Annotated in this window: 23 protein-coding genes; 14 read left to right on the forward strand and 9 right to left on the reverse strand. The window is 67.9% G+C overall.

Going from position 1 to position 16550, the window contains the following annotated elements:
• The 6 genes from VIP82_RS20770 to VIP82_RS20795 all read right to left on the reverse strand — a co-directional run bounded on the left by VIP82_RS20770 (position 1) and on the right by VIP82_RS20795 (position 4847).
• Positions 1-711 (reverse strand): HK97 family phage prohead protease, encoded by a 711-nt coding sequence (locus tag VIP82_RS20770; protein ID WP_331912155.1) that lies wholly within the window; start codon positions 709-711, stop codon positions 1-3.
• A gap of 14 nt (positions 712-725) precedes the next feature.
• On the reverse strand, positions 726-2009 hold the full coding sequence (locus VIP82_RS20775) for a phage portal protein (RefSeq protein ID WP_331912157.1): 1284 nt from the start codon (positions 2007-2009) through the stop codon (positions 726-728).
• Entirely contained in the window at positions 2009-2278 is a 270-nt protein-coding gene (locus VIP82_RS20780) for a hypothetical protein (RefSeq protein WP_331912158.1), read from the reverse strand. The genes VIP82_RS20775 and VIP82_RS20780 overlap by 1 nt, the downstream gene beginning before the upstream one ends.
• 12 nt (positions 2279-2290) lie before the next feature.
• Positions 2291-3892 (reverse strand): terminase large subunit domain-containing protein, encoded by a 1602-nt coding sequence (locus VIP82_RS20785; protein WP_331912160.1) that lies wholly within the window; start codon positions 3890-3892, stop codon positions 2291-2293.
• A 7-nt stretch (positions 3893-3899) separates the two neighbouring features.
• The gene (locus tag VIP82_RS20790; protein WP_331912162.1) at positions 3900-4385 is read right to left on the reverse strand and encodes a hypothetical protein; all 486 of its coding nucleotides are present in this window, start codon (positions 4383-4385) and stop codon (positions 3900-3902) included.
• 150 nt (positions 4386-4535) lie between these two features.
• Complete coding sequence (locus VIP82_RS20795; RefSeq protein WP_331912164.1) at positions 4536-4847, reverse strand: hypothetical protein; 312 nt, start codon at positions 4845-4847, stop codon at positions 4536-4538.
• Between the two features lie 487 nt (positions 4848-5334).
• Here VIP82_RS20795 and VIP82_RS20800 point away from each other — a divergent pair, with 487 nt between their 5' ends.
• Positions 5335-6090 (forward strand): hypothetical protein, encoded by a 756-nt coding sequence (locus VIP82_RS20800; RefSeq protein WP_331912166.1) that lies wholly within the window; start codon positions 5335-5337, stop codon positions 6088-6090.
• A 95-nt stretch (positions 6091-6185) separates the two neighbouring features.
• Here the strand turns inward: VIP82_RS20800 and VIP82_RS20805 are convergent, their stop codons facing one another.
• The 3 genes from VIP82_RS20805 to VIP82_RS20815 are packed head-to-tail and all read right to left on the reverse strand — an operon-like array spanning position 6186 to position 8350.
• The gene (locus VIP82_RS20805; protein ID WP_331912168.1) at positions 6186-7361 is read right to left on the reverse strand and encodes a site-specific integrase; all 1176 of its coding nucleotides are present in this window, start codon (positions 7359-7361) and stop codon (positions 6186-6188) included.
• Positions 7354-7788: an ImmA/IrrE family metallo-endopeptidase gene (locus tag VIP82_RS20810; RefSeq protein ID WP_331912170.1), complete on the reverse strand. Its 435-nt coding sequence runs from the start codon at positions 7786-7788 to the stop codon at positions 7354-7356. Before VIP82_RS20810 ends, VIP82_RS20805 begins: the two co-directional genes overlap by 8 nt.
• A gap of 55 nt (positions 7789-7843) precedes the next feature.
• On the reverse strand, positions 7844-8350 hold the full coding sequence (locus tag VIP82_RS20815) for a helix-turn-helix domain-containing protein (protein WP_331912172.1): 507 nt from the start codon (positions 8348-8350) through the stop codon (positions 7844-7846).
• 33 nt (positions 8351-8383) lie between these two features.
• Between VIP82_RS20815 and VIP82_RS20820 the strand changes: the two genes are divergently transcribed.
• From VIP82_RS20820 to VIP82_RS20880, 13 genes are all read left to right on the forward strand, one after another.
• Positions 8384-8743, forward strand: coding sequence for a helix-turn-helix domain-containing protein (locus VIP82_RS20820; protein WP_331912174.1), 360 nt, complete (start codon positions 8384-8386; stop codon positions 8741-8743).
• Positions 8743-8940: a helix-turn-helix transcriptional regulator gene (locus VIP82_RS20825; RefSeq protein ID WP_331912176.1), complete on the forward strand. Its 198-nt coding sequence runs from the start codon at positions 8743-8745 to the stop codon at positions 8938-8940. Before VIP82_RS20820 ends, VIP82_RS20825 begins: the two co-directional genes overlap by 1 nt.
• Complete coding sequence (locus VIP82_RS20830; protein WP_331912178.1) at positions 8937-9242, forward strand: hypothetical protein; 306 nt, start codon at positions 8937-8939, stop codon at positions 9240-9242. Before VIP82_RS20825 ends, VIP82_RS20830 begins: the two co-directional genes overlap by 4 nt.
• Before the next feature lie 112 nt (positions 9243-9354).
• Positions 9355-9555, forward strand: coding sequence for a hypothetical protein (locus tag VIP82_RS20835; protein WP_331912180.1), 201 nt, complete (start codon positions 9355-9357; stop codon positions 9553-9555).
• Complete coding sequence (locus VIP82_RS20840) at positions 9552-10085, forward strand: crossover junction endodeoxyribonuclease RuvC (protein WP_331912182.1); 534 nt, start codon at positions 9552-9554, stop codon at positions 10083-10085. The genes VIP82_RS20835 and VIP82_RS20840 overlap by 4 nt, the downstream gene beginning before the upstream one ends.
• A gap of 12 nt (positions 10086-10097) precedes the next feature.
• Positions 10098-10715 carry a hypothetical protein gene (locus VIP82_RS20845; protein ID WP_331912184.1) on the forward strand — a complete coding sequence of 206 codons (618 nt, stop codon included), beginning with the start codon at positions 10098-10100 and terminating at the stop codon, positions 10713-10715.
• A 3-nt stretch (positions 10716-10718) separates the two neighbouring features.
• On the forward strand, positions 10719-11111 hold the full coding sequence (locus VIP82_RS20850; RefSeq protein WP_331912186.1) for a hypothetical protein: 393 nt from the start codon (positions 10719-10721) through the stop codon (positions 11109-11111).
• Positions 11108-11419: a hypothetical protein gene (locus VIP82_RS20855; protein ID WP_331912188.1), complete on the forward strand. Its 312-nt coding sequence runs from the start codon at positions 11108-11110 to the stop codon at positions 11417-11419. Before VIP82_RS20850 ends, VIP82_RS20855 begins: the two co-directional genes overlap by 4 nt.
• The gene (locus tag VIP82_RS20860) at positions 11416-12399 is read left to right on the forward strand and encodes a hypothetical protein (protein ID WP_331912190.1); all 984 of its coding nucleotides are present in this window, start codon (positions 11416-11418) and stop codon (positions 12397-12399) included. Before VIP82_RS20855 ends, VIP82_RS20860 begins: the two co-directional genes overlap by 4 nt.
• 27 nt (positions 12400-12426) lie before the next feature.
• Positions 12427-13128: a hypothetical protein gene (locus tag VIP82_RS20865; protein ID WP_331912192.1), complete on the forward strand. Its 702-nt coding sequence runs from the start codon at positions 12427-12429 to the stop codon at positions 13126-13128.
• Between the two features lie 266 nt (positions 13129-13394).
• Positions 13395-15848: a phage/plasmid primase, P4 family gene (locus VIP82_RS20870; protein WP_331912194.1), complete on the forward strand. Its 2454-nt coding sequence runs from the start codon at positions 13395-13397 to the stop codon at positions 15846-15848.
• Positions 15845-16189: a hypothetical protein gene (locus VIP82_RS20875; protein ID WP_331912196.1), complete on the forward strand. Its 345-nt coding sequence runs from the start codon at positions 15845-15847 to the stop codon at positions 16187-16189. Before VIP82_RS20870 ends, VIP82_RS20875 begins: the two co-directional genes overlap by 4 nt.
• Before the next feature lie 13 nt (positions 16190-16202).
• Positions 16203-16550: a hypothetical protein gene (locus VIP82_RS20880; protein WP_331912198.1), complete on the forward strand. Its 348-nt coding sequence runs from the start codon at positions 16203-16205 to the stop codon at positions 16548-16550.

The raw sequence follows: 16550 nt of genomic DNA on the forward strand, positions 1-16550 counted from the left end.
TCAGGCGTCTCCTTTCGCGGCCCTGGTGGCCGTCATTGTGAGGTTGAGCAGCGCGACAGCCTTCTGTCGCGCTACGAGGAAAGCCCCCGAATTCTCGGAGGCTTCGTCAGCTTCGCCGGGGGTCGGCTCCGCGTCTGTCGGGTTGTCTTCTTCCGCGGGCGGATCGCCGCCGGGAGTCTCGTTTTCGGTGGTCGCGGCCACCAGCTCGGCCGCCGACTTCACGTCGATGAGGCGGGTCTCGGGATTCGCGCCGCGCAACACGAGCGAGACTTCGACGAGCTCGAACTCGTAGATCTGCCAGATGTCACGGCCGTCCTTCTCGACGCGGCGGATGCCCTCGGAGGGCTCGAACCCGCCGACCGAGAACTCCTTGATCCGCTTCGACTTGAGGAGGCGAAAGGCCTTCGCCGAGGTCGTGTCCTCGAGGTCGAACTGCATGGTGACGACGAGCCCCTCGTCGGTCTCCTCGCCCTTGGCCTCCGCCAGGTGCGCGTCCATGACGGCCCACTGGTGGTTCCAGAGGATCGGGATCGGGTCGTCACCGAATCGCTCGAGCGACGTCTTGAAGGCGCCGGGCATAATCTCCTCGTCGTACGAGTCGACCACCCCGAACGCCGAAACGAGCGCCGTCACGACGCCGGTGTCGGCGTCGGCGGCCTTCACGGAAACAGCGAAGCTCTTCCGCGCCTCACGTACTGCAGGTGCTGCCATGGTGGCCCCCTTCGTCATGCGGCCGGCGCATCGTCTTCACCGATGCCTCGGTCGTCTGTGGTTGCGCCAGTGACGCCGTCCTGCGGGGACGCCTGGCCGCCCTCGATGACGTTGAGCGGAACGATCAGCTCGTCCGTCCCGTCCTTCTTCGACAGGTTCAGCGCCGCCCGCGCCTCGGCGCGGGTCATGTACGGCCCGCCCACCGCGGTGGAGAGCAACTTGGCCTGCTCGAGCAGCGACCCGTTGATCGCCGTCTGCCGGTCGAGTTCGGCGTAGAAGCCGTCGCCGGCGAGGGTCGGCACGACCTCGGCGTTGAACGCCTGCTGGAACTCCTCGAAATGCGGGCCGAGGACCGGGCCGAACAGCATCTGACGGAACGCGGCGACGTTGCTGTTGGTGCCCTCACGGGCGCCGACGAGCTCCGGCGGCACGTAATAGGCGGACGCCACCTCAGCGTCGGTGAGCTTGCGCCCCTCGATGTCCTGAGCGTCGACGGGAGCGATGGACTTGGACCAGTCCTCCCACTCCATCCCGTCCTCGAAAAGAGGGGCGCCGTCTGCCTGCCCTGTCCGCCATTCCCGGAACGTCTGCACCCATCGGGTGCGCTGCGTCTCGCCCCACTTAGGCGCGGTCGCGGGGCGCTTGACGATGCCGGAGAACTTCGGGCGCTCGTCCCACTGCCGGCGCCGCCAGTCGACGGCGTCCGCCTGCTCTTGCAGGATCGCGTCGAGCGTCGTCAGCGGCGAGATGCCGTCACCTGACCAGGCGTCCCATCCTGTGCCGAGTGCGAGCGGTAGGTCCGTGACGTCGACGGTGCGACCAGCGACGTTGACGCCGACGAACTGGATCTCGTCCATCGCATTCGACTCGATGACGAGAGCCCGCGGTGGGATGCGGTGGGGAACCCCATCAGGGGTGAGAAGCACCGCCCACCGGTCATACAGGCATTTGTCGACGGTGATCCGGTACATCAGCTGGAAGCCGGTTAGGAACCGCTGCGGTCGGCGCAGACGCTGCTCGGCGATCGACTCAGACGCGCGGCGCCGGTCGTCGTCGTCGATCCGCTCGAAGACCTTCCACTGCACGGAGGCCACGTTCCGCGCGATGAAGCCGACGACCTTCCGCAGCGACGGCTGCGTCTTCCACGCTTTCTCGGGCGTCAGCTTCGACAGATTCGTGGTGCGGGTGAGAGGGATCCCGGGATCAGGAGTGAGGAACGGCAGCGACTGGCGGCCGCTGAGGCCGGTGAGCGGGTCGATCTTCGCGAGCTCGCCACCGACGGTGGTGAGTCCGACCATTAGCTGATCACCTGCACCGTGAGCACTGCGCGGGCGTAGACGACGATCATGCCGGGGACCTCACCGTGCTCGGTGGCGACGTCGACGAGCCGGATGCGGCCGAACCGCCACGAGCCGGCGGTCCGGCCCGTGAGCACGGAGCCGTCGACGAGCGACACGGTCACCCGGTGGCCCGCGCGGAACTGCGCGCGGTCCATCCACCACATCAGCAGCCCGCAGAGCGCGAGGGTGGCGATGACGGCCGTCATCCCCTGGGCCAGAACGTCCATGAGGTCCTCCTTCTAGGCGACGAGCAGACCGTGGTCCTCGTACGCCGACGACTCGAGCTCGGGCATGACCTCGAGTCCGTACGCCGCATTCGACACACACACCAGCGGTGCGATGTCCACCGGCGACGCCTCGCGATCCCACACCCGAACGTCATTGAGCTTCTTGGTGACCGCATGCTTCACGGCCTGGTCCAGCGCCTCCTGCGAACGGTGCCGCATGCGCTGGTCGTCGACGCGGTCGTGCATCTTCCCGGTGCCGGCACCGAGCGCCGGGCCAGAGACCTCAATGACAGTGAGACCCAGCTTCTCGAGCGGATCCTTCAGCTCGGACGCGTGGCAGCCGCGCGCCTGCAGCGCGACGAAATCGATCCCCCACTCGTCGGCGATCGCCTTCACGCGACCCGCCACGGCGGTCATGCGTGAGACGACGTCGATCACCTCGAGGTGCTGCAACCCGTCCTCGCGCCACCCGGCGACGCCGATCCAGGTGCGCTTGCGGTCCGATGATGTGTCGACGCCGAGGATCACCGGTGAGGAGGGCGCGATCTGCGAGCCCTCGTAGACGATGACGCCTTCGTGGTCGACCCGCGGCGGGTCCGCGAGCAGCGGCCAGATCTCGACGTCCAGCGACGGCTCGAGCGTTGCCGTCACCCAGATGCCGAGCACCTCGGTGCGCGTGACGTGCTCGGGCTCCCCCGATGCCAGGTCGGACAGCAGCGCATCAACCTCGTAGCCGTACCCGATCGACGGGTTCGACTGCAGGTAGGCCTCTGGGTCGTCGAGCTTGCAGTCCTCGGGCGCCGACCACTCGAAGATGCCGATCGACACGTCGTGGGTGTTGGCGTACTCCTCGATCGACGCGATCCCCGCGTCGACGTACTTCTGCCAATCCTCGAGCGCGGCGAGCGCCGACTCGCGGATGTCCTTCAGCACGACCGAGCGCGCGTCGCCGGCTGACGAGATCGCCCACATCTGCGAGTTGTATGTGCCGTTGAGCGTCTTCGAGAGGGCGGCCCAGCCCTCCCAGTTCTTCTGCTCTCGCAGCTCGTCGAGCACCGCGCGTGAGATGGAGTCACCGCGGCCGCCGCCCGACGTCGACGCTGCGATCTGATACTGGGCGCCGTTCTTCAGGATGATCGCCTCAGAGCCGTTCGACTCTGACGGCGGCATCGCCTCGGCTACCAGCGCCGGCACAAGCGCCGCGCGGGCGGCCGGCGAAAACCGACCCGGCCACTTCTCGACGTTCGGGTTACAGCGGCGCAGCACCCGCTTCCAAACCTTCTTGGCAGTGTCCTTATCCTGCGCGGTGCCGAGCACGAGGAACTCATCGGCCGGCACGTGATCGGGGAAGCTGTCGCTGTCGACGAATAGCCACCACAGCGCGAGGACCTCGATCAGTTTCGTCTTGCCGTTCTGCCGGCCAACGATGATGACAACCTTGCGGAACCGGTACCGACCGTCCTCGAGCAGCTCGAGCGCGTGGATCAGCAGCCACTTCTGCCACGGCCGCAGCGTGATGCCAAGGAACATCGCGGCGAACTCGATGACGTGGAACCCGTGCGACGTCTCTGAAGTGAGCTCACGCAGAGGCCGCGTCCACAGCCGCGGCGTCATCGATCCCTTACCGCGCTGCAGCGCCCCCCTTAGCTCGCTTGAAACTCGCAAAGTCCGCCACCTCCGGGTCGACCGCCGGCGCCGCCGGCACCTCAGGCTCCTCAGCCACCGGCGGGTCCTTCTCGTCTGGGTCCGAGCCGCCCACACCCGCGGAGCCGGGCGCAGCCGCGAGCACCCGGCGCGCGTCACGCAGCGCCGTCAAGTACTGCTGCCGAGTCCGCGGCTCCGCGCCGGCATCGAGTTCGGCAGCGAGATCCTTGAGCAGCTCGACCAGCGGACCCTCCTCATCGAGCCGCGACAGCCCCGACTCCTGCAGCATCCGGTCGACCGCGGCCGCATGACGCCCCGGCGTCGGCGTAGCATCCGGCGCACCGGTAGCACTCGACGACGGCACCTCGGGTTTGCTCGCCGCCTGCGACTCTTTCGTCTCAGCCTTCTTGCGGGCCCGGTACGCGCGCATGTACTCGCGCTGCTTCTCGCGGCTACGGCTCACCGTGACCTCCTCGCGGTGTCACACCCGCAGGTGTCACAAGTGCAGCGGCGCGCGCCAGATCCGCGGGGAGAGAGGAAGCCCGCGGGAGGTGGGCCGGGTTCGGGTGTGTGGAGACTCAAACGCCCCTCCCCGTGTGTGACTCTTCTTCCGCTAGAGGGTGGGTGCCCATTGGCGGGAGAGGATGCCGAGGCCGCCGACGGCGTCGCTGTTGCCTCGGCGTTCGTTGCAGCCTGCGTGTGATGGTCGCCAGTTCTCGGGGTCGTCGTAGAGCTCGGGGTGTGTGGAGGCTGGGTAGAAGTGGTCGCGTTGGAAGCGGTCGTTGTTGGTCCAGTCGTCCCAGGCTGCGGCGTAGTCGATGGGTAGGTGGCAGAGCCAGCAGGGCAGGTCTGCTTCGGCGCATTCTGCCCGGTATTGCTTGCGTGCTGCACGGTCGGCGCGCGTGGACTTGTGATGCTGGCTCACGCTGCCTCCTGGTGTGCTGAGGGCGCGTTAGGGCGGGCTGTTCTGGTTGAGCGTTCCCTGCGCGCGTATAACTCAGTCCCTTAGTTACTAATCAAAGAGCTGTGGCAACTGGGAAAAACGCGCCCTATCGCGCCCTTTGGGCCGGAATCCGCGGAATCATGCGGTAGGACGAGGGTCCGATGCCGTTTGGGATCGCGCCCTAATCGCGCCCTCGCTCGGATATCGCGCCCTATGGCCGGTTGCGGGGAGGGCGCGATTTGGGGCGCGTTCTTCAATGGGGGTTTGAGAGGCGCCGGCTGTGGTTGGCCGGCGCCTCTCTGGGTGCGGTGCAGGTGTCTCCTCGCCCGAGGAATTGGCGGGCGTCGTGGGAGTCCTTCGCGGGAGCATGAGTTCGCGTTGACACCGGTTTGATCCTCGACCGAGAGGTCGAGGCGTTTGGAGCTGGGGAGCCGCTTTCACTGGCACAGGGTCGAGATACGATCGCGACGTGGCGCGTGACGATTTCTCGAGCAAGGTAAAGAAGAAGCTCGAAGAGCGCGCTGGTCACACGTGTTCGAATCCGACGTGTGGGCGGCCGACCTCGAGGCCGGGGCCTACGTATGACAGTTCGGTGCGCGTCGGTGTGGCGGCTCATATTGCTGCAGCGAGTCCAGGTGGACCGCGGTTCGACGAGGCGATGACGAAAGAGCAACGCGAGTCGATCGAGAACGGTATTTGGTTGTGTTCGTTCTGTGCTCACGCGATTGACGTCGTTCCCGAGGCGTTCCCGGCTGACGCCCTGCGGGTCATGCGCCGCGACGCCGAGAGTCGTGCATCGATCCGCGCGAACAGTAACGCAGCCATTGTGGATGTGCTCGCTGCCATCGACGAAGCATCGGCGGCCGTTCAGAACTTCATCAACGGCCGGGATATACCTGTCGAGTCGCGGTTCAGGCAGCTGCTATCGGAGAGCCACATTCTGCTGAAGCGCGACGAGACCGACGAAGAGGGCAAGCGCATCTGGGACGAAGCGGGCGCATACCTGGTGGAGGAATCGATGCGTCTGCACCACAGCTACATGACGGAGGTGTCGCCGCTCGTCGCCAAGGCGTTGGCGCGCATCTCAGAGATTCTGCCGCCTGCCGAACAGTTGCTGCTGGAAAAGCTGGTGCGCGAGGCGGAAACAGCCCAGATCAATCGGCTCGGTCGCGAGTCATTAGGCGACGTGTTCATTCGGGTGCGGACGCTTATCGAGCGGCGGTAGCTGCTCTCGGTTGCGAGATCGTTCCAACACTGACGTTAGGGGCGGCAAGTACTCCGGTGTCAAATGGGGCGCGTGAATTCGTATTTCGGCGTGTCTCAGGCGAAGAGGCGGTCGAGTACTGCGCCGGCGGCGGGGCCGATGTGGGCGACGGCGTCGGCGTAGTGACCTTTGGTGGTGCGTTCGTGCTCGTGGCCGAGCTGGTCGCGGGCTGCTTCGATGCCGAGCTCGTCGCGGAGGACAGTGGCGACCGTCTTCCGGAAGCTCTTTGGCGTGGTGCCTTTCCAGGGGGTGTCGGCGAGTGCTGCGCGCCAGGTGGTGCGGTAGTTGTTCGGGTGTCGGAAGGTGCCGACCGCGGAGGGGAATGCGAATTCGGAGAATGAGGCGACGCGGCGGCGGAGCAGCATTTCGACGACGTGCGGTGGCAGCTCGAGCTCGCGCATGCCGGCGTCGCTCTTGGTGAACTCCTGGACGAAGAACTTGCCGTCGCGGTTCTGGGCGATGGTGCGCTTGACCCTGACGCGGCCGGCTGCGAGGTCGAGCGCGTCCCATTGGAGGGCGAGTACTTCGCCGGTGCGCATGCCGGTGCCGATGAACATGTCGGTGGTGTCGAGCAGCTCGGATGCGCGCGGCCGCCGCGGTCGGCGATCGCCTTCGCTGCGTGGTTCGGTGCCGGCGTCCCACTGTTCGAAGCGGGCGCGGATGCCGCGGACGCTGTCGACGTCGGGTGCGGCTGGGCGGGTGCGGCGTTTTGGCTGCTCGGGCGCGGGTACGTCAGACATGGGGTTGGGCTTCACAGCACCGTGTCGGGAGGCGAGGGTGAACATGCCGCGCAGGCACACGTGGGTGGTCGCTGCAGTGCCGGGGCCGGACGATTTCGCGAGGGCGGCCAGGAACCGGTCGAGGCGTGGCACGGTGATCTCGTTGAGTCGAACGGCGCCGAGGCCGGGTTTGATGTGCTTCTCGATCGCGCTGCGGTAGATCCGGATCGATCCCTCCGCGAGCTGATCCTGTTGTTCGCGCATCTCGAGCCACTTGGCCGCGAGCTCGCCGACAGTCGAGGCGGGTGTGAGGTCCTCGCTCGCGGGGGCGAGTTGCTTCTTGAGCGCACGGATCAGGTTGCGCTCGGCTTCGGCAGGCGTCTTGCCCTGGCGCTGCATCGGCTTGGTGACGCCGTCGCTGCCGCGGTAGTAGGCGACGGCGGCGGGCTGCCCGTTGACGGTGGTGCGGCGAATCTTGCCCCACGTTTCAAGCTCGAGGGGTGGTCTAGGCATATGCGCTCCTGTGGTGCCACTGGCCGATGCCCATGCGTGCGCGGACGTAGGTGACGCCGCGGAGTCGGGTGAGGCAGTGCTGCTGGTACACGTCGATCAGCTCGGGTGTGACGGCGAGTTCTTCGGCGATCGCGTCGACGTCGTGGGTGAGGCGCTCGAGCTCGGCGTAGCGTTCGGGGTCGATGAGGAGGCGTGCGGCGAAGACGTCGGCTGCGCGTTCGGCGCGAATGTCGTCTTCGCAGCCATGGCCGTAGTGGTCGTGCCCGAGCTCGTGTGCGAGGACGACGCGGCGTTCGATGGGCGTGAGGTCGAAGTCGTAGACGACGCGGCGCCGGTCGAGGTCGTAGAACCCGCGGTATGGGCGCGGCAGGTGCGCGACGTGCACGGTCACGCCTCGGCGCGCGGCGTAGGCGATGAGCTCACGCAATGATTCCCCCCGGATCAGTCACAACGCCATCAACCCTGTGCGGCACCGCCGACATTCACTCCGCGTGGTCCGTGTCGCCCTTGCGGGGCTTCTTGTCTGCGGCGCGCTTCGCTGGCATGTCGCTCTCGTGCACGCGGCCGATGTACGGGATCTCGTCCTCGGGTGCGGGTAGGCGCTGCTCGTCGAGCACCTCCTGGATGACGTCGGAGGAGATCGGTTCGGTGAGCGCGGTGGTCGCGTTGCCGGCTTCGATGCGGCGCACGATCTCTTTGGAGAGCTCGAGGTCGGTGTACTCGTCGAGGCCGTAGGCCTTCGGTGTGCTGGCGTTGGCGAGGTCGTCGGTGGTGAGGTAGCCGGTCGCGATGAGGGCGAACACGGCGCTCTGTCCGAGCTTGCGTGCAACGGCCACGATCGTGTCGGCGTCGGGGCGCGGGGTTTTGCCGCTGAGCCACCTGCTGACGGTGGCGTCGTTCTGACCGAGTGTCCTGGCGAGGTCTGCCTGGGAGAGGTCCGGAGCTGCTCGCTTTAGGTACTCACTCCATGGCGTCGGTGATGTAGGCACGCCCTGAGTATTGCATGTCTGCAATAACTTTGCATGGGCTTTGCCGCAAGATTCCGCGAATTCGAAGCGCAACACGGGTGCAAGAAAGTTGCAATCGCGCAGGTCGTGTGTACGGTTACTCGCATGCAGGAACTTGACACCAATGCAGGACAGCCCAAAACGTGGCTGCGCCGCGAGAAGCTCAACGAGCTTCGGAAGGCCAATGGTATTCAGACCGAGGCTGAGCTCGCGCGGATCATCGGCGTCTCCCCCGAGACGCTGTGGCGGGTCTCGAACTACAAGATGCCGGCCTCGGGCGGCTTCATCGCGCGGACGCTGATCGCGTTCCCGCACGCGTCGTTCGAGGTGCTGTTCGAGGTCACCGCGAGCGAGCCTGCTGCGGCGGTGGCGTGATGATCTGGCTTACCCCGGCGCAGGTCTCGGAGCAGACCGGCTTCGCCCAGCAGACCCTCGCTAACTGGCGGTCGCAGACGACCACCGGTGACGTGCAGGTCGGCCCGGAGTTCGTGAAGGTCGGCCGGCTCGTCCGGTATGACGCCGACGCCGTGAAGGCGTGGCAGCAGTCGCAGATGACGGCGGCGGCATCATGAGCCCGCAGACCGGCCGCCTGCTCACGCCGGCGCGAATCGTGCTGGTCCTGTCGGGCGCGGCTCTTGCCGCCCTGGCGTGGACGCTGATCCGCGGCGTCTGGGACATGGTCACGCTCATCGGTCTCGCGGCCGCGGTGACGCTCATTCTGTTCGGCGTGTACGGCCTGTTCGACGAGGTCGTGGCGTCGCCGTCTCGACGCGTGATCCCGGTGTCGTTCGACTGCCGCGGCGGGGTGCACGGCGGGTGCCCTGTGTGCTCGTGCGAGTGCCACTCGGGCGATTCAGCCCTGCACTCCCCCTAGTCCCCCGCCGGGGTGCGACTTCCCGACCGACGTCCCCCAGCGTCGGCGCCCCCGGCGGGCCCCTTCCCTGCAGCACCGCATCTCACCGATTCACCGATCAACAGGAGTCAGCATGTCCACCCGCATCCTCGTGCACGCGCCGGCACTCAATCGCCGCCGCCCGATGCACGCTCGCCGCGCATCGGTGGCCGAGGAGGTGCCGGTCGAGTACTCGACCGACCAGCAGCCGCCGCGGTGGCTGGTGGTCGGCACCGGGATCCTCGGCCTAATCACGTTCGCGATGTTCATCGTCGGCCTGGTCGTGATCGCGTGATCGCCGTCGGCATCGACCCATCGCTCACCTGCACGGGCGTCGCGGTGATCGACGTCGAGGGCGGGGCGATCACTCGTCGCGTCATGTCGCCGAACATCGGCAACACGCTGCTCGCGCGCCGCAACCGCATCCGCCAGGCAGTGGCCGGCGTCCTCGCGACCATCCCCGCACGCATCGACGTGACCGTCATTGAGGTGCCGACGTCCCGTCAGCAGTTCGGCGCTCAGAACGAGCGCACCGCTCTCTACTGGTTCCTCGTCGACCAGCTGCTCGCACGCGGGCCCGTGGTGGAGGTGGCGCCGTCGAGTCGAGCGAAGCTCGCGACCGGCAGCGGCCGCGCCACCAAGGGCCAGGTCGTCTCGCTCATGCGCGCCGCGTTCCCCCACGCACACATCCCGGATGACAACGCCGCCGACGCGCTCGCACTCGCATGGGCCGGCGCTCGCTGGGGCGGCGCCGAGGTCCCCGCCTACCTGCCCAGCCAGGAGGAGGCGCACGCGCGCCTCGACTGGCCCTCAACCACCCACTGAAAGGAACCCCGCATGGTCAAGCTCGCCCCGTCGCTCCCGAAGGAGTACGACGACAACGGCCTCGAGTCGAACACCCGCTATCTGCTCGGAATCTATCCGAAGCAGGAATACGTCCCCGTCGTCGCGCTGGTGCGCACGAAAGAGATCACGCAGACCGAGAACTTCGAGCGCGTCCCGAAGCTCGAGATCGTGCACGTCGAGATCGCGATCGACGAGGACGACCAGGAGGCGGTGCGCGACCTGCTGCGTCGCCTGCGCGACCGCCGGGTGCAGCACATCAAGCAGCCGCTCGACCTGCCCGACACCGAGCCGGTGCCTGCGGTACCGCTCGAGCTTGAGGCGAGCGCCGGCGAGTACTCGATCGAGATCTCCGACGAAGCGCCCGGCTCGTTCGAGCTCCGCCTCGTCGCCCCGTCCGGCGCGGACGTGCTCTCGCGGCACGCACTGCCCCGCGCCGAGTACGGCGAGATCCTGCCCGGCACGCATCCGCTGCACCTGCTCGAGCCGGCGCTCGGCGAACTCGTGCGGCAGCTAATCGGCGAGTACGAGCAGGGCTTCGCCGTCGACGAGACCGACGACGTCGTCGACGCGGAAGTCGTCGACGAGACCAACCCCACTGAGGAGGACTGACCCATGAGCACGCCCGCACCCATTACCCCGATCCGTGCCGACGAAGCCGGCCTGAGCAAGTCGGACGCGATCGCGAAGCGGCTGATCGAGCGTCGCGCGACGCTCGAGGCCGACCGGGAGTTCATCACCGCGGAGCTCGATGCGCTCGATGCGCAGCTGCTCGACCTGGTCGGCGGTGTCGTCGGCACGCACGAGCTCGGCGGTTCCAAGGTCACCGTGCGCGAGTACTCGCGCACCGACTACGCCGCGGTCGAGGCGAAGTACTCGGCTGCCGAGTACCCGCAGCTGTATGAGACGAAAACGGCGCTTGACCAGGCCGCGGTGAAGCGTGAGTTCGCCCCGGCTGCGCTCGAGGAGTTCAAGGTGCGCGGCAAGAAGTCGGTGACCGTCAAATGACCGGCGTCGATCACGTCCACGAGGCGACACTCATCCTCGCGGAGGGCGAAGCTGCCGTCGAGAAACTCCGTGATCGCCACGAGCGTGGAGATTTCGACGCAGCGGATGACTACGGCAAGAAAGCCGCCGGGTGCTGGACGCAGGCCCAGGCGCACGCGACGCTCGCACTCGTCGAGCAGCACCGCATCGCCAACCTCATCGCCTTTGTGGCCCACGCGTCGGCGGCCGTCGGCGACGAGGCGACCCCGGAGGCGATCGCTTATCTGTCCGCGATCACCTCACAGATCCGAGAGGCACTCGGGCTGTGACGTCGGTGGAGGACCTCTATCTCGGGGTTATCAAGGACGGGATCACGCGGCACCCGCGGTCCCTGCAGAAGCGCATCGGCCCCAGCGAAATGGGTCGGCCCTGCGATCGGTGGATCCTCCACAAGCTCAACGGCGACGGTGAGCCCGACCGCGGGCCGGCATGGAAGCCCGCGGTCGGGACCGCCGTCCACGACCAGCTCGAGCGGTGGTTCGACGCCGCGAACCGTGGCGGTGGCGAGGTTGACCGCACCGAGTGGGTGACTGAGTGGTCGGTGACGGTCGGTCAGATCGGCGGCCAGGACATCGATGGCCACTCTGACCTGTTCCACGTGCCGACCGGCACCGTCATCGACCACAAGATCGTCGGCCCGAAGCAGCTCTCGAAGTACCGCCTCCACGGCCCCAGCCAGCAGTACCGCGTGCAGGCGCACCTCTACGGCAAGGGGTTCACCGACGACGGCGGATGGGGCCCCTGCCGCGCGGTGGCGATCGCGTTCCTTCCCCGGGACGGCGAACTGTCCGGCGCGTACTTCTGGTCCGAGCCGTACAACCCGCACCTGGCCGCCGAGGCGCTGCAGCGCGCGAACCGGCTGTGGACGATGCTCACCGTCGTCGGCATCGATGCCGCGCTGGCCGCGTCGCCGCTGTGCGATGACCAGTGGTGCACCTGGTGCAAGACCGAGAAGCGGGCGCAGCATCGCGCCGCCGGCGGTTCGCTGTTCGACATCGGCGAGCTGCAGGTGGTCCCCGAGCCTCAGCCTCGGCAGCTCGCGCTGCCGGCGCCGATCCCGATTCGCCCGGCCGAGCCCGCCGCGCCGACCCGCTGCACCGTCTGCGGCGAGCCGATGGCACCGATCGTCACGATGGGCGGCTTCACCACGCACCCGTCGTGCGACCCCGAGACCCCGGCCCCGAGGCCGGTCCCCGCGACACCGCAGCCAGCGGCGCTCGCACCCGTCACCAACCTGTTCGACCGCTGACAAGACCAACCAAGGAGAAGACCAACCATGTCCCTTTTCAACTCGTCCAGCAAGGGCCTCAAGTTCGACCAGATCGGCGTCACCCACACGGGCACCGTCAAGTCGGAGCCGCGCGAGCGGCAGCAGACGAAGTTCGGCACCCAGGAGCCCGCTTTCTGGCCGAACGGTGACCCGATGATGCAGATCCTCGTCGATCTGCAGACGGACCAGCGCGAGGACCCGAACGACGACGGCGCCCGAACGCTCTACGTCGCGTCGGGCAACATGAAGCGCGCGATCAGCGACGCGATCCGCACGGCGGGCGCGTCGGACATCCTGCCCGGTGGTGTGCTGACGGTGCAGTACGTCGGCAACGATCCGGCGTCGAAGAACCCGGCGAACCCGGCAAAGATGTACGCCGCGCAGTACACGGCGCCGCCGTCGGGTTTCGTCGCTCAGCCGGCGGCCGCGGCGCCCCAGCAGGCGTTCGTCCCTCAGGGTCATGGTGCGCCGACGTTCGTGCCGACCACGGCGGCCGTGGCGCCGCAACCGGTCTCGCAGCCGGCCGCCCAGCCGGTGCAGGCGCCGTTCACGCCGGCCGCGACGCAGCCGCACCCGAGCGGCCTCACTCAGGACCAGATCGGCAAGCTGCAGCAGCTCCGCGCCGCCCAGATCCCCGACGAGACCATCGTCACCGCGATCGGTGCGACGCCGCAGCAGCTCGCGACGTACGACGCCACCCCGTTCTGAGCGACACCGCCCGGATGGTCGCAGGCGCGGTTCGACTCCGCGCCCGGGCACATGACGAATACAAGCGAACCGAGCGTCGCTCAGCGACCGATGACGTGCCCTGACTGCTCCAACTTCATCAAGGTCGGCGACCCGGTCACGCGCGGCAACGCGTTCGACGAGTGGCGGCACGTGCGCTGCCCGAGAACGAAGTTCGACTTCGACCCCACGGACGTCTGTCCCGACTGCTTCACGGTCCGCACTTCGACCGGAGCCTGCAACTGCGCATGACCACTCTTCTCACCACCGCGCTCGAGCTCCACGCCGCCGGGCTCTCCGTCGTGCCTGTCGCGGCAGACGGCTCGAAGCGGCCGCTGGTGTCGTGGAAGAACTACACCGCGAACCCGGCTGGTACGGATCAGCTCGAGTCGTGGTTCGGTGACACGGGAGTGCAGGGCATCGGCATCGTCACCGGTTACGGCGACGTCGAGATGCTCGAGGTCGAAGGCAAGGCGATGGCGTCGATGGGCGACGTCGTCGAGCTGCTCGACGGCACCGGCCTCCGTCCGCTCTACGACAGGCTTATCGCGGGCTGGTCCGAGCAGTCACCGTCCGGCGGACTGCACCTGTTCTACCGCCTCTCCGAGGGCGACGTCCCCGGCAACACCAAGGTCGCGTCGCAGCCCCTCGACGTCCCGCCCGGCCGGGAGACGCTCGCTGAGACCCGCGGCACTGGCGGTTTCGTGGTGCTCGCTCCGTCGGGAGGCGGCGTGCACCCGACCGGCACCGGCTGGATCCGGCTCGCAGGCGGCCCCGCGTCGATGCCGACGATCAACCGCGAGGAACGCGACCAGCTGCACGCCGTCGTGCACGCCGCGCTCGACACGATGCCGGCCGAGACGGCCGTGCCCGCGGGGCCCGTCGACGCGAAGTGGTCGACGAGCTACCAGGCCCAAGCAGGCGACATCACCCCTGGCGACGACTTCGAGGCGAAGACGGACTGGTCAGAGATCCTCATCGGCTGGGCGCATGTTTTCGACCGCGGCGCGACGAAGTACTGGCGTCGGCCGGGGAAGAACGACGGCATCAGCGCGACGACCGGGCATGCGGGCGATCGCGACCGCCTGTACGTGTTCACGTCGTCGACGGACTTCGAGCCGGAGGTGCCGTACACGAAGTTCGGTGCGTACGCGCTGCTGAACCACCGCGGTGATCACGCCGTGGCCGCGAAGGCGCTCGTCGACGCTGGCTACGGGCACCGCGCGCCGCGCGAGCTGGCGCCCGCTAGCCGCACGACGTCGACGGGCACGCAGCTCGCTGTGCTCGGCAATGCCGCGGCCGCGACGGTGCCGGCAGCGGCGATCGGCTCGGACAGCGCGGACCTCACGGACGACGGCAACGCGCGGCTGCTGGTCGCCGAGTACTCCGGCGAACTCCGCTACGTCCCGGACGCCGGCAAGTGGGTCACGTGGGAAGGGACACGCTGGGTGTGGCACCCGGACGACGGGCCCGCGATCGAGGCCGCCCGTGACGTGATCCGGCGCATCCCGACCGACAACGCGCAGTTGAAGGCGTGGCGGCTGAAGTCGATGCGCGCCCGCGCGATCGCTGATGCGGTGCGCCTCGCTCGGTCGGCACCCGCGATGCGTCTTGACGCGGCCGCGTTCGATCGTCACCCGTGGCAGCTCAACACCCCGGGCGGTGTCGTCGACCTGCGCACCGGCGCGATCGCTACGCCGACGCCGGCGCTATTCCACTCGAAGCAGACCACTGTGACGCCGGATGCCGGCATGCCGACGCCGCTGTGGGACAAGTTCCTCGCGACGACGTTCCAGTCGAACGCGGCGATGGAGCGGTATATGCAACGCCTCGCCGGGCTGATGTTCATCGGCGAGGTCATCGAGCACATCCTCCCCTTCGCGCACGGCAAGGGCGGCAACGGCAAGGGCGTCTTCGCGGAGGTGCTTTCCTCGATCGCCGGCGACTACGCGACCGCCGCGCCGCAGGGCTTCCTCGTCGTCGGCCGCGACAAGCACGAGACCGAGCTCGCCAAGTTGCAGGGCCGCCGCCTCGTGACGGTGTCGGAGATCAACGCGAAGACCACCTTCGACGAAGCGAAGCTCAAGTTCCTCACCGGTGGTGACACGATCACCGCCCGCTTCATGCGGCAGGACTTCTTCGACTTCACGCCGTCGCACACGTTCCTGATGCTGGCGAACGACCAGCCGCAGGTCGAGACGGGCGGCGACTCCGTTTGGCGACGAATGCGGCTCATCCCGTTCACGCACACCGTCACCGACTCCGAACGCATCGACAACCTGCAGCAGCGCCTCGTCGACGAGGAAGGCCCCGGGATCCTGGCCTGGATCATCCGGGGCGCCGTCGACTATGCCGCAGACGGGCTCCGTACGCCGGACGAGGTCCTCGCCGCGACCGACACGTACCGCGCTGAGGAGGACCATCTCGGCCGGTTCGTCGAGGAGCGGTGCGCGGTCGGCGGCGGCGACATCGTCCGCGTCGAGATGAGCGAGCTCCGCCGCGCATACGACGCGTGGTGCAGAGAGCAGCACGAGGAAGCGATCACGGCGCAGTCCCTCGGCCGGCAGTTGCGGCAGCGATTCGACATCGGCACCGCCAAGTCCAGCGGTCGCCGCTTCTACACCAACGTCACGCTCTACGCGCCCGAGACACCAGAGGACGACAGCAACGGCGAGAGCACCCTTCGGTGGGACCAGCGATGACCGCCACCACGCCGCTCTACGCCACCTGCAGCTCGTGCCGCGGCCGCGTCGTCGAGGTCCGCTGGGACTGGCAGCAAGACCTGCTGATCGGTGAGCCGCGGCTCGAGCCCGTCGCCCTCGACTACCAGCAGGTCACCGCGTGTGTCATAGCCGGCATCCCGCTGTGGCAGCTGCACGAGCACGCCGGCCGCCCAGTCACGTCGCGGCGCACCAGGTGGTGGCCGAAGCGGAAGGTGCCCGGCCACATCCTGCCCGAGCACGCATGCGGCCGCGTCTGGGATGCCTTCCCGATCGACCTCGCACCCGACCCCGCATTGATCCCCGAAACCTGCCCGTTCTGAGAAGGAGTTCATCATGACCGAAATCACTCGAAGCGTCGAGCAGTTGGTTGCCGACGTCGACGTCGACGACGACGGGTACGTGTGCGTCACCGTCACCGCCCCGCTCACGGTCGACGAGGCTCGCGACGTCGCCCGCGCGATCCTCGAGGCTGCACAGCAGGGCGCGGCGTATCTCGCCGAGGAGGGCACGCGATCGGCGTCCGCGGTCCCGTCCTGGGCGGAAAAGGTTCACGGTATGCCGCTCACCGGTTACTCGACCACGACGTGCTGCGGGATCTCGCCGTTCGAGCTACCGGCGGTCGACCGCATCACCGCGCACCCCGACGCGATCACCTGCAGCGGAAAGGGCGGTGCGTCATGA

Source organism: Microbacterium sp., assembly GCF_036566905.1.
In the GTDB taxonomy this organism is placed as follows: Bacteria; Actinomycetota; Actinomycetes; order Actinomycetales; family Microbacteriaceae; genus Microbacterium.